The sequence below is a fragment of the Pontimicrobium sp. MEBiC06410 genome, assembly GCF_053601615.1.
On the sequence record NZ_JBSHNT010000114.1, the window covers coordinates 1 to 13,801 of the forward strand.

At 30.5% G+C, this 13,801-nt stretch carries 8 protein-coding genes; 1 reads left to right on the top strand and 7 read right to left on the bottom strand.

From position 1 onward, the window contains the following. Positions 1-91: 91 nt before the first annotated feature. Both ACVC08_RS00745 and ACVC08_RS00750 read right to left on the bottom strand, forming a co-directional pair. Positions 92-514 (bottom strand): hypothetical protein, encoded by a 423-nt coding sequence (locus tag ACVC08_RS00745; RefSeq protein WP_452600595.1) that lies wholly within the window; start codon positions 512-514, stop codon positions 92-94. A gap of 853 nt (positions 515-1,367) precedes the next feature. Beyond that, a complete protein-coding gene (locus ACVC08_RS00750; protein WP_452600596.1) occupies positions 1,368-2,303 on the bottom strand; it encodes a hypothetical protein in 936 nt (311 codons plus the stop codon). Between the two features lie 187 nt (positions 2,304-2,490). On the opposite strand from ACVC08_RS00750, the gene ACVC08_RS00755 reads away from it, so the two are divergent. Next, positions 2,491-3,894 carry a metallophosphoesterase gene (locus tag ACVC08_RS00755; RefSeq protein ID WP_452600597.1) on the top strand — a complete coding sequence of 468 codons (1,404 nt, stop codon included), beginning with the start codon at positions 2,491-2,493 and terminating at the stop codon, positions 3,892-3,894. Between the two features lie 115 nt (positions 3,895-4,009). Here the strand turns inward: ACVC08_RS00755 and ACVC08_RS00760 are convergent, their stop codons facing one another. The 5 genes from ACVC08_RS00760 to ACVC08_RS00780 are packed head-to-tail and all read right to left on the bottom strand — an operon-like array spanning position 4,010 to position 13,796. Continuing rightward, complete coding sequence (locus tag ACVC08_RS00760) at positions 4,010-5,590, bottom strand: tail fiber domain-containing protein (RefSeq protein ID WP_452600598.1); 1,581 nt, start codon at positions 5,588-5,590, stop codon at positions 4,010-4,012. An 18-nt stretch (positions 5,591-5,608) separates the two neighbouring features. Then, on the bottom strand, positions 5,609-6,280 hold the full coding sequence (locus tag ACVC08_RS00765; RefSeq protein WP_452600599.1) for a hypothetical protein: 672 nt from the start codon (positions 6,278-6,280) through the stop codon (positions 5,609-5,611). A gap of 1 nt (position 6,281) precedes the next feature. Then, the gene (locus ACVC08_RS00770; protein WP_452600600.1) at positions 6,282-8,321 is read right to left on the bottom strand and encodes an outer membrane protein assembly factor BamB family protein; all 2,040 of its coding nucleotides are present in this window, start codon (positions 8,319-8,321) and stop codon (positions 6,282-6,284) included. Positions 8,322-8,349: 28 nt separating this feature from the next. Continuing rightward, positions 8,350-10,206: a kelch repeat-containing protein gene (locus ACVC08_RS00775; RefSeq protein ID WP_452600601.1), complete on the bottom strand. Its 1,857-nt coding sequence runs from the start codon at positions 10,204-10,206 to the stop codon at positions 8,350-8,352. 26 nt (positions 10,207-10,232) lie between these two features. Then, positions 10,233-13,796, bottom strand: coding sequence for a hypothetical protein (locus ACVC08_RS00780; protein ID WP_452600602.1), 3,564 nt, complete (start codon positions 13,794-13,796; stop codon positions 10,233-10,235). Positions 13,797-13,801: the final 5 nt, after the last annotated feature.

The window sequence follows — 13,801 nt, forward strand, 5'->3', positions numbered from 1 at the left end:
GATTGAAACTTGGTATAATAGAAAAAGATTACACACGGCTTTAGGCTTAAAATCTATTGAAGAATTTGAAACAGAAATGAACAATCAAAAATTAGCAGCATAATCTCTCTTCTTTTTGTCCAGTTTTTTGTTGCAAGTCCAATTCCTTAGCAATAACATTTCTGACTACAACAGGTAGCGGAACATTTACGCCTTTTTCCATTGAATAAATTAACTTTCCATCCTTATCATAGTAAGCTCTTAATTCATCATTGCCATTTTTTAATTTAATCTCGTAACTACAATAATTTCCAGTTCCTAATTTATCGGTCTCGACAATAATATCTTCTTCAATAAAATTTATTGGGATGGTATAAAATTCTTCGAGTTCATAGTCTGGAAAATCTTCTACCACTTCATCGATTATTACCGTTGGCACTTCTTCTTTTATCACTTTCGCCTTGAAAATTACTTCTTGAGCAAATGATTGTGTTAATACTCCAATCATCAAAAGAGTGATCATTGTTGTTTTCATTTTTACTTAATTTTATTATTAATACAACACAAAGTTTTAAAAAACATTCAATCACTCCTAAAAATAAGAGGTTTCAAAGGTTCAGATTTCGGAATTATGAACTTTATTATAGGTAAACTTTCTGTTTTTCATAGAAAAGCAATTGTTTCATCTGTATTAAAAAATTAGTTTTATGCTTTTGATTTTAATTAATAAGGACTACATATAGAAAGTGAAAAAAATCATGAGCTCCCTTAATGATTTACAAGGTAAAATGTATAGTAATATTATTTATCTGTTGATGAAGACAAAATAAAAAACGGTACTTAGCTTCAGAGTACCGTTTTATCTACATTTGTAGGTATTTGTTAACCCACCAATTCTTAAAAATCTAACAAACAGAAGGTTAACCCTGTGTGTTTTTAGGTTCATAACTCAGAAGTCATGAGTTCAAATCTCGTTCTCGCTACAAGTAAAATCAAAGCTTCACAGAAATGTGAGGCTTTTTTTATTTCTGTATGTGCAACATTCTTTTAGCCTTAGTTTTTTATTTGTATACACATAAATATAATACTTTTCTCCTTTGAATACTCATACTATAAATAAACCTAAATTCTACTAAACGTATATTACATTAAGGCTGCTCATTTTAATAATTAGCCAATAAACTCCTATATATTCAAAAAAACATATTAGAGTTTTTATCAATTTTATATTCAATTAAATAATAGAAACCGTAAAGTATTATTTAATAGAAAAGTAGTTCGCTAGTCCTTTAGTAAACTATACACTTGGAATATGTAGTAAAATCTAATAAACTATAAGTAAAAAAAGTAAACTGTTGCGATAAGATAGTCTCAGAATCTTTCTTTTATTACATATCTTCATAGCTAAATAATAATGGGCGATGATCTGATTTAAAATAAAAATTATGATTCCCAGGAGATAAAGGGTTCGGTATAGGTTGATTTTGTGGAAATGCTGGTTGTTCTTTATCGTAATATACTGTTTTAAATTGAAATTCGGTATCTTCTATATTGTTTTCATCGTAAATGTACACTCCATAATCTAATCTATTTTTTCCCTTGTCTCCATAATGGGTATACTGTTCTTTTTTTCCTACTCCACCAAGTGGTACAGTTTGTAATATTCCTTTTAACTCCTTGTAATTAACCAACCATTTATTTAAAGTTTGTTGTGATAGTCCATTTATATTAAAGTCTCCCAATATATAAAGTTCATTTAAGCCTTCTCCTCTAAACCAATCGCATACATTCTGTACTAGATCTTCTGTATTATAGCCTCCTCTTGCGGTAGAATGGAGACTGGCTACCATAAATTCTTCATTAATTATAATACCTACAGGCGGGCGTAATGCATCAGAAATATCATCTCCAAATTTTACAAACATCCATTTTGTTATTTTTCTAGGTAAACGATACAGTACGCCTAAACTTACTCGCTTTGTTTCTTTCCAATCCTCTCCTATCTTTTTTGTGTATTTACTTAAAAAGAATACTCCGTATTTATTGTCCCCTTTGTCTGTAGAAGCTTCAAAATAATCAAATTGCCATAATATTTCTGGGTTTTTACCACGGTTATATATTTTTCTCTCTATCGTTTGAAAACCTATAGTATAACCTTTAGCTTTTAGAGCATCATAAGTACTTTTTTGACCGCCTTCTTGAAAAGCGACATAATTAACATTATTATTTATATTAAGATAACCTATTAACTGTTCCCATTTAAGAATAGGGTTATTTCCAGATCCTGCGCCTTGCATATTCCATGTTAAAAATTGTGTACTCATAATTATAAGTTTAAAAGATTAATATTATTTTTTTAGGAACTAATAAAAAAGTGCTTTGACTTTATTATAAATTAGGGATACTCGAATTTAGATAAATAAGATTTTAAAAAAACAGGTATTTTTACCTTAAAATAAAAAAAGGTATTTATATATATTGCTTTCCCACAATTAACTAAATCCAAAAAAAATGAAATTAAACGCTATATATCTATTTTTATTTACAATACTTTTATTTGGTTGTAAAGAAGAAAAAAAAACAGTTACAGAAGTAGAAGATGATGTTGTTACAACCGCTACTTTTTTATCTCTGTCTGATGTGCATTTAGATAGTTCTATTGAAAACACCAAATTTGGTAGCCAGAATGATACTGGTAATTCTCTCTGGTCACGTACTAAAACAAAAATAGAAACTGTTGTAAAAAATGAAAATCCTAAGTTTATGGTTTATCTCGGAGATTTACCTCATCATGATGATAGCATGCGAAAAACAAATGTAAAACTTATGTTAGAGCATTTAGGCGACCTAAACATAAATATCCCTATTTTGTATCTACCTGGAAACAACGATTCTTTAGGTGGAGATTATCATTCTTTTACAGACTCTAACAACAATACTCCTTTTTCTACAGATACTTCTTATCCATGGCCTGTATTACATAAAAATACACCTTCTACTACGGTTACTAATATTGATTATAATAAAGCGTTTGGTTTTTATTCTGCAGATGTTAATACAGGTGGGAATACTGTAAAAATCATCGCTTTAAATACTGTCATTTTTACAACTAAAAGTTATGCTTATAATAGCCACCAAATAACTGTTAAGGGCAAAAGTGAAATGGTGGGAGATGATGGAAAATCTCAACAGGAAGCTACACAGGTACAAATGCGTTGGTTAGATAATACTTTAAATAATATAAAAGCTTCTGATAGAATAATTATGATGATGCATATTCCTCCGGGGAATGATGGCTATAGTGGTGGCCCTATGTGGAATACAGATTTAAATTATATTAACAAGCAAAATGATACTTTAAATCTTCAAAATGCATTTTTAGATTTTATAGAAAAAAAACAGTCTAATATAGCTGGTATATTAACAGGCCATACTCATTTAGATGGTTTAAGGCGTTTATACAAATCACATCATAATACTACACCAACGGATATGATTGGTTTATCTATTTCTACACCTGGTATTACTATTGGGCATGGTAATAATCCTGCTTTTAAAACATTTATTTATAATACTTCTAACTTTGATATTTTAGATTTTAAAACTTATTTTGCTGTCCCAACGCAAGCTTCTAAAAGTGCAATTGCAAAAGCTAAAGCGGCATCTTCTAAAGGTTCTCAAATTGTTGTAGCACCTATATTAGATAGTTTATTTGTATTTAGAGGAGATTCGTCTTATACTTTTAAAGAAAGTTACAAAGCTGCAACTTCTTCTAATGCTACTATTTATTCAACTATTTATAGTATGGATAAAGACACAATAATTAATTATATGAATAGTATTTATGGTGCAAAAAGTGACCAAAATGTTACTATAAAACATGAAAGTGCTTTAGATGTACATATAGAAGAGTAATTATTATATAGTAAATGCCTGATTGCTTACTAATGTACTTAGCATTTATCAGGCATTTGTTATGAATTTTCTTTTTTAAGCTGAAACATAAAAAATTAATTATAGAGCATTACTTCTACTCTACATTTATTAATAATTTCTCTAGTTTTTCAATTCTAGAAATTGTTGTTGTTAATTTTTCTTCGGTTTCATTTTGCTTTTCTGCCAGCTCTTTTTTATCGCTTTCTAATTGTTCTACTCGTTTTAATAGTGCTTGTGTAGCACTTACATTTAGCATGGAAATGGCTTCATAATCTACTGTATGAAAATCATGTACTTCTTTTCCGTATACAAATACTTGTCCAGTATTATTACGATCTACTTTTATTGCATTTTCTTTAACTTCTAATACATTTGCAATTACGTCTTCATCTGCAAAAATTAATTTTATACGATCTCCCGTTTTAAGCTTTTGTTCTTTTAATGTTATCCAACCGTTTTTAATATTACTTATTTCATAAATATTAGGAATTACTTCTGTTACTTTATCATCTACTGCTTGTGGATAGACTTTTTTTACTTGTTGTGCTATTACCTTTTTGTTTATTTTATTTCCATTTTTTATAGTATCTGTTAGTTTATAATTGGTAATTTCTATTTTAGATAATATTTCTAAATCCTTAGCACTATCACTTACTCCTATTATGTCTTTTATGCGTGCATCGGAAAACGCATTAAACTCATTACAAGCTATCCTATCTGTTGCATAAATAGAATAATTTATATCTATACTCTTGGCTCTACCAACCTTGTTAGCTTTGTTAACTAAATAAGCATAAGAATCTATAGAGTTTTTAGGACCTCCAGAAATTACTAATTTTGCCTGTGTTGGTGTGCTTGTACCTATACCAACATTATTATATTGGTTTATTGTTAATGGTCTACCTCCATGAGATTGAATCCAACTATATCCTTTATTAACTCCAAATTGAATACTTCCTGCATCACTATTTGATGATTCTATTCTTAATGCACATGAGCCAACTGTTCCTGGATTTGAAATTTCACTTTCAATATGCAATTTAGAGTTAGGGTTTCCTATACCTACCCCAACTTTTCCTTCTTGTGTAATTCTAAGACGTTCTTTTCTTGCTCCATATGAGGTATAAAACCGTAAATCTGCTTGATCTAGCCCTCCTGTATTATACGATTCTAATCCTGCCCAACTATTTATATAAGTTTTATTACTCGTTCCTAATTTTAAAGCTCCATACAATGTATTTTTGCTTCTTATTGTTAAGCTTCCATTTTGTATGTGTAATTTTTCAAAAGGCGTAATTGTTCCTATTCCAAAATTTCCAGAAGCATCCATAATCATTTTATCTTCATTATTTAAACGAAAACGTATCGATTGATCTTTAGCCGCATTAAGGAAAGTTAACCCTACATTACTTTGTAATAATGAATAATCCTTTCCATTATTTCCTAATCCTTTATACCCAAAGGCAGCATATACTTTTCCGTGCGCTCCTGTTCCTAAAAAGGCTGTTTCGGTAACTATATTCCCATTAACTTCCAGTTTTTGAGATGGTGTATTTGTATTTATACCTACATTTCCATTTTCTAAAATTTTAAGTGCCTCGTTTTGGGCAAATAGCTGTGTACTTATTATAGCAAAAATCACTATTAATACGTTTATTTTAAGTGTGTTTTTCATGTTATATTTTACTTATAATTATGATTTCATTAAAAAATATAATGCGTAATATGGAGGTCTATTTTCATGTGGCATACTTCCTCCCGCTTTTGCAGTATAATTTGATCCTCCAGTTTTATCTACGCTAAATATATTATGTTTTGTACTACACCCTTTACCTGAACATGTTGTTTGCCTATTAACATTATGTGCATGAGACGGCATCTGCTTAACTGTTAAAGTCACTTCTTTTTGCCCTCCTGTATTTTTAACTTTATATGATTTTCCTGCTCCAACAATAAATCGGTCTCTCAAATCTGGAGTGTTATTACTTCCATCGCACAAAAGCCAACCTTTAGGTTTTCTATTTATATCTCCACTCCACATTATAATAGTTCCTTTGGGCACTAAATCTTGTTTATTCTCTTGAATTTTACCATTAGTATTTATATTATTTTGCGCATTTAGTACTCCTGAAACATTAATATTATTAGATACGTTTAATTTACCCTCTAATATTATTTCCTTTTTAACATATAAATCAGCTTGAATGAGAACATTTCCATTTACATCTAGTTTAGCTTTTGGTACACTAGTAGCGATACCTACATTACCATTTTTTAAAATTTTGAACGCTTCATTATTTTGAGCAAGTCCTATTTGTAATATAAAGCAGTGTATTAGCACCATTATTTTTAATAACTTTTTCATGTTAATATCCTGTTTTAAATGTTAATTCTGAACCTCTAGCAATACTAAATCCTGGCTTTAAAGAGATACTTCCTCCCGAATACAAAATAGTATTCACTCTTGATGGGACTTTAACATCTTCTACACTAATATTATTTGTGGCTCTATATACTGTATTAGTGTTTAACTTAGCTAGTTCTATTGTGTTTTTAGATACTTTTTTTGGTGTTATTGCTATTACGTTATTTTGTGTAACGGTATACAATGTACCATCTGGTGCTAACACTAAGTTCTTTTTTAGATTTCCTGTAGTGGCTATATTAAATTGTGTTGCAAATGTTTTTTGTAAACTTTTATCGTATTTAAAACCTATAAGTCGCTGTGCTCCGCTATTATGCTTATCGTAAGGGTCTATTGCATAAATATTAGAACTGTTATCTGCTACTAAAATAGAGGCGTTGTCTAAATTATAATCTGAAGCGTTTAAAACTTCAAAATCATCATTATCATCGTATTTGGCCATTTTTCCGTTATAAACAAAAAATACATTAGAGTCGCCATCTATAACTGGTTGAGAAATCCCTGTATTTACAGAATTATTACTTTTAACAACATTAGTTTCATCTATGGTGCCTTTTTTAACATCGAATACAAATAATTTATTACTGTTATCGTAACCATTTAAAACAAAAATCCTTGAGTATTTTGCTCCTAAAAAAGGCTTAATAGTTTGTACTACTGGTGCAGGAATGTAATAATTTCCATCGTTTGAATAACTACCTAATACAAAGTTTGAAGTACTTAGCACTGTACCATCATTATTATCTAACACTACTAAACGTCCTTGTCCTTGTGTTGTATTTATGTTAATAAAAAAGGCCTTGCTTTCATCTTCGCTTAAAGTTATCGTTCCATTACGTTCGTTTGCTTTTGTTTTGTATTTCCAGCGCACTTTAAATTGTGGGAAAGAAACGGCTACAATGCCTTCGTTAGAGGTTAAATACAGAGTATTATCGTAACCTATTGTTGCATTATTATTTATATTACTTATTTGCCCCTCTGTTGCCTCTTTTAAAGATTTAGAATAGACTTCTTTTCCTTGTTCTTCTAGATTTAATACTGTTAATTTTCCATTTACAGAAATATAGTATAATAGTCCTTTTTCGTTTATTAATGGCCAACATTTAGCCATACCATCCACCGATTTCTCCCATAATACGTGCCCGTTAGCATTTAATTGTTTTACTTTAAACACTTTAGTTCCTGTATTAGATTGTGTAAAAATAATAGGTTGGTTTTTATATATAACTAATGCTCCTGTAGGGTCTGCTCCAACTATTAAATCATTAGATGTGTTTGGTAGTTTTTGCACTTTTACTTCTGTTGTAAATGCATTATTTTTCCAGTTTATAAATCCGCTATGTTGTGCATTTCCATAAGGTTGTGCCCAATCTGCTCTAAGTGGAGCGTAAGCTATATCGTAAGTAAGTAATAACTTAGGTCGTTTAGAAAAATTATTGGTTGTTTTGGAGGTTAATAACGAATAAAATGTATTGGTTGCTTCTTTTTCAGGAGATCTTGCTGCTAAAGAGATTAATGTATTTTCCCTATTAAACTTTTTAGGGTTTAATTTTATAATTATAGATTCTTCTTCTCTTACTTGATAGCGTCCTATTGAGGTATTAAAGTTAATATCTGCCCAACGTAACTTAGAATCGTTTAGGGCTTCGTTACCTGTCCAATTATTATCATTTTTACCGCCTTTTAGTATTGTTATGGTTTGTTTTTGGTTTGCTTTATCTGGAAAACCATATAGTTTTAACTGATAACTTTCTATTGTAGTATATTCTGGTAAATGACCAAAAAAGAACTTAAAGAACGATTTTTCTTTTTCTTCTCCTATACTGTTAGCATGAATTTTTAAATTATTATCTCTTGCTTTAGGAATTGTTACGTCTACATCTGGTAGCACTACTGTATGTTTGGATTGCGTATGTCCTAAAAAGAATAATAATAAACTAACGAAAACTATATTGTATTTATATCTGCTTTGATTATACATAACTTATTTTGGTTTATTAGTTTAAAATTTATGATAGAATTAATGTTTTTGGTGTTATTGTTGGCACCCAGAAAAATAGTTGTGAATAGGCTATTCCATTATTTCCTTTATCTGTAAGTATTAAGTACCATAAACAACCTTTAAAATAGGCTGTAATAATTTGCGAGTTACTACTGGTTTCTAATGCATCTGATATTGCGTTAGTACTTAACTCATTAATATCGTAATTTCTATTTTTACTTCTTATTCTATTAAAATACTTTTTTACGACACCGTTTTGTTTATAAAGCCCCAACAAATACATTTCTGTTGTTTCTGTGTTATTTATACCAATAAAAGCTAAGCCTGATGATAAGTAGTTTTTAGGTTTCTCCAACACTAATAATGGAATGTCTTCATCTTTTTGTTTGTCTCTATTATATCGTGTGGTTATTATTTGAGTCCATTTGGTGTTATCCCATTTCCAAATATCTCGTGTTTCTTGCCCTTCAATTTCTGAATACCCTCCACCAAACCACAATGCTTTTTTAGTATTATTTTTATCTAATTCTAATGATACTCCAGCCATACACCTGGCCTTCCAGTTCATAGATTTTGGGTTGTTGTTATCTGTGTTAACACTACCTTTACTATCTATATTATCCCAATGTTCGCCATTACTAGAAACCCAAATATCATTTTGTGTTTCTCCCCATTCATCTACACCTCCTATTAGCCATATTTTGTCGCTTGTTCCATGTGGATATACAGTACAAGAATGTCCCATTCTTGAAGGCCAAGGTAAATCTTGAATAACTCTTACTTTATTGTTTTCTGAAGGACTTTCGAGGTCTATTATAACTACAGAGTTATAACATTCCATAGGTTTTACATAACTCCCGCCTATTAAAAATAATCGCCCATAGAGTTCTCCCACTCTTTTTAAGTGTACCATGGGTGCATTTACATGTGGTTTTAATTTGTCTTTATCTTCTTCTGAAAGTGAGAACTTAGACCAATTACCAGAAAAGCCTTCATTTGTATACCCTATGCTATCTAATTCTGCTTGATTTCTAGATTCTCTTAGTAGTAAACTAAAAAGGTAATCTGAATTATGGCTTACACAAAAATTAGCTATTAATAATGGTTTTCTAGGGTTAGCATCTGTTAATAAATCAGATCGCCCTAAAGCTCTTATTTTTACACTTTTGGTTATTATGGAATTGCCTTGTGTGACTTCTAAGGTGTAGATATGGTCTCCATTACGTGGAGATTCTATCTCAAACTCTTGCTTTTCTATAGTTCCTGAGTTTCCAAAATGTATCGTTTCTAATCCATCTTTTAAAGCATAACTATAATTTTCTCCTTTAATACTCCATTCTAAAACAGTGGAACTATTATTATTACCTTGTAATACCGTTGGATTTGCTGTAAAGGATATTATTTCTGGTTTTTCTTCTTCATTCTGAACTCTAAAATTTATGGTATTTAAAGCGACATCTCCTAAACTATTTATATTGTTTTTATCCCAAAAAGTTATTTTTAAAGTTTCGGTAAGTGCCTTAATGCTACATTTAGCGTTACTAATTTTTAAGTCTATAAAATTATATTCATCTTTAAAGCTTCTTGGAAAAATATATGAGCGTTTTGCAGGATTATTAGCGTCGTAACTTAAATTACATAGCTCAATTGGTGTTGTTATATTATTTTCATCATTAGTTTTCCCATATAATGTACAGGTCGCTTTTTTTAATGCTTCGCCTTGTGCTATTTTATCTAGGCCTTCTATAGTAAAACTACCCGTTATTAAAATTGGTTTAAACGGTTCTTTTATAATTTTAATACTTAAATCTAATTCTTTGTTGTTGGTAACAGTATTATTACTTCCAGTAGTTACATACTCCATTTGTTTTATATTTTATAGTTACCTATTTACTTGTTTTTTAAATTACTTAATCTAAGCCAACCCTCGTAAATTTGCTGCTTTTTAAAGTTCGACTGCTCTTTTGTTTTACCGTCTTCAATGTTTTTATCTGTTTGCCATGTATTTACATTAGATTTATGCGTCCATTTCCAATTGGTATTCATACTCGACGGTGTAGGTATTCCTGGTGCTACTTTGTCTGCTATAAAAGGGGCCATCATAAAACTGGTATTTAATTGTCCTAATATTTCTTTTGTATTATGATGATATAATTCAACAAATTTTGTTGGTAAAACGCCAGTAGACAAGTGTACTCCTGCTGAAGGGTCTATTAAAAGCGTTAATTTTATTGGTGTTTTATTTAGTGTTATTTTTATTGCATTTTTTGTTTTGAAAAAAGACTCGCTTTCACTGTATTTAAACTCTGGGGCATTGGTTGTTATATTTAAATGCTCATAGTTACTTTCTATAAAATAGCCTAATAACCCATCTTTATCTATTGTATAATCTCCTAAATGCAGAGGAAATTTAACTGTTTCTATTGCTCCTGTATTTTCTTTCCCTGATTCGTCCCAACGTTGATTATATTCAGGCTGCCCTAATAATTCCATTCCAATTGAGCATCTTGCTATAGCTACTGGTTGCCCACAAAATAAAGCCGATGTGTTATTTTGTATAGGGTTATTGTTAGATAGGTTATCGTTTATTGTTTTTGCTAGGTCCATAATCCCTGCGGCTATGGTTCCAGAATTAATATTCTCTAAAAATGCTTTTAATTGTTCGTTTTCGGGAATAATAGAGGCTTCGTCTGCTCCTGGAAAAGGTGTTTTGGTTAGTTGTATTCCTTGGAATTTTGTAATATCTTTTGTTATTTGTAGTACTACAATTTCATTTCCATTACCATCGTAAACCATAATATTATTGTCTAAATAATTAGGAACTAACCACCCAAATATGGGATTATCTAGTTTACCTGCATCTTGAAAAATAATATCTTCTTGTTTATTTAACCAATGAAATTGTAATCGTGATGGTTGTACAATTCTTGGAGGTAATGGTATCACCTCTTTTATTGCCAATGCATTACCTTGCATTGTAACAGAGCATGTAACTTCGGAATTATTACTATCTCCTACTGCTATAACTTTTTGTACTTGTCCAAAAATATCTACTACAGAGAGATTAATAATTTCTAATAGCCCAGCACGTAGCGGATTAAATAAATTATCTTCTCCATCTATATTACCAGGATTACAGCCTAGAATATAACCTTCTTCTCCTATAATTTTAAGTTCGTCTTCGTCGATTTTATATTCAGACTCAAAATTATAAATTCTATTAGGTTTGTACTCAAAAGGTGGTAATTGCACCTCGGGTCTTTGCATTAATAGGTATTTATTTAAACCACTTAACGATTGTGCTATTAAATTTAGCTGTCCGTATTTGTTTACTATTGCTTCTGGTATTGTATCTTTTAAGTTTGTAAAAACCGAATTTGAAAACGGGCTTATACCCGAATATCTGGATGCGTTGTTTACTGTTGTTAAGGTCTTATTTTTAAATGTTATGTTATCTTCTAATTGCCATGCCTTAGTGTTTTCTATAATATCTAAATTTTTAATTGTTGTATTGCTTGGCGAATAATCTACTTCCCAAACCATAAATAAAGGCGACCATGCTTGTTCCCATTGTAGTATTGAAAAAGGTTCTGCTAAGATGCATTTTTTTGTTTCATCTACTGGCTTTGCTTGTACTTTTTCTACTATTTTTTTAGCAAATTCTTTTATTACACTACTTGTTGTATCTCTACCTTCTCCTATTTGTGCTTCTTTATAGCTTAATAGAGCAATGTCTGCTGCAAACGCTTTATCGAGTAGTACAGATTCTTTAACAATAGCTTGTATTATTTTGTAAGGAATCTTGTCATGTGATAGGGCATCTATTTTTGGTATAGAAAATGAGTTTATTGTAATGGTTGCTATAAAATCGTTATGTGTTGTTGGTACATTAATTTTTAATGTTTTAAAAACTTCTTCAAGCTGTCTACATTGTATTTTCTGCTTTGAACTTTCTAAAATTGGTTTTTCTGTATTTCCTATTCCAGAACCACACAACAATAATACAGGGTCATTGGGTTCCCAAAAACGGTCTTCTGCTTTCTTTTTAAGTTCAAATTCTGCGTTTACTCCATTAATATGCTTGTTTTGTAATATTTTATTTTTTGCTTGATTTATTTCTGTTTCTAATAAATCTACATCTACTTTTTTAGATACAATACCATCTAATGTTGCTTTTCTAGAATCTTCATAGTTAAAAGCGTCTATTGTGTATTGTTTTATTGTTTTTAAAGCTTGTTTATACCAGAGAAAATAATATTCTTGTTGCGCGCCTTCTATTTCTTCTATAAGTACATTTTGTTTTACTTGCGCTTTATTTAGCTTTTTAAGATTGTCTAATAAATCGGGATCGTTTGGAAAATGTATTCTTTCTTCTTTATCTTTTTCTAATTGATTAGTATTTACTTCTATTCGTGTTATTTCCCATATATGGTTTCTGTTTTTTGGCGTAAAACTTCTTCTGTGTGTTTCTACTTTTAGTTTATTAATGCTTGGTTCGTTAGCTTCATCATCTAAAAGTTGATATTGTAATGCGTTTAATAAGTTTTCTACATTGGCTTTTTTTGTTTCCGAATGGTGTGTTGTTCCTTTAGTTATTTGAGCGCTTAAAGCTTCTACGGCTGTATTTCCTGCATATACTTCTATTGCTCCTCTAGGCACACCATCTGGCATATTTTCTTCCCATTTTACACCTTGTATTGAAGCGTGTAACACACATGAATTTGGGTGTGTTTTGCTTGTACATTGCCATTGTTTTTTAAACCATTCTCTTTCTTTATTTCTTTTCTTCTCTGCTTCTGGATTACTTTCTCCAGTTAATGGTAATGGTGCTAAAGGATCGGCTTCTGGATTACTATACCAACCTGTTATTATATAACTAAAGGTATTTTTCTCACTACTATCTACATCTTCCATAGTATCATGAAAACCAAAGACATTTTCACTCTCTGGATAAAACGATGCAAATAACGGATTGGCTGCTCCTACTGCTGTTAACAATGGTTTTGTATTTGCTTCTTTGTAATCTGTATGCCATACTTTACTTTTTCCTATACTTTTAAACTCTAAGGTGTTATCATTTACAACAACCCAATTAGGTACACCGCCTTTTACTATGGCATCGCTTTCTACTATCCATAACTTTGCTGGTATTTCTTTTACTCCTTTATTGGTTTGTATACGTGTTACCATCCATCGGTTTGGTACGTATGGAAATTTTATGTCGCCTTCGTCTTCAACAAAAGCGTGTTTTAGTGCTTTTGGTAAGGTCCAGTGCAAATGCACTCCTTTTTCTAAAGTTAGTGTTTTATTTACTTTAGGTTGTAATGCTTCTCCCAAAATACTTTGTTCGTAATCTTTTAATTGCGCACTTAGGTCTACACAATTATTTTTTGCTTTGCTTAATACTAAGGCTTCTATAGACATTGGTACTAGAAGCTTTGCGACATCATTCATTTCTT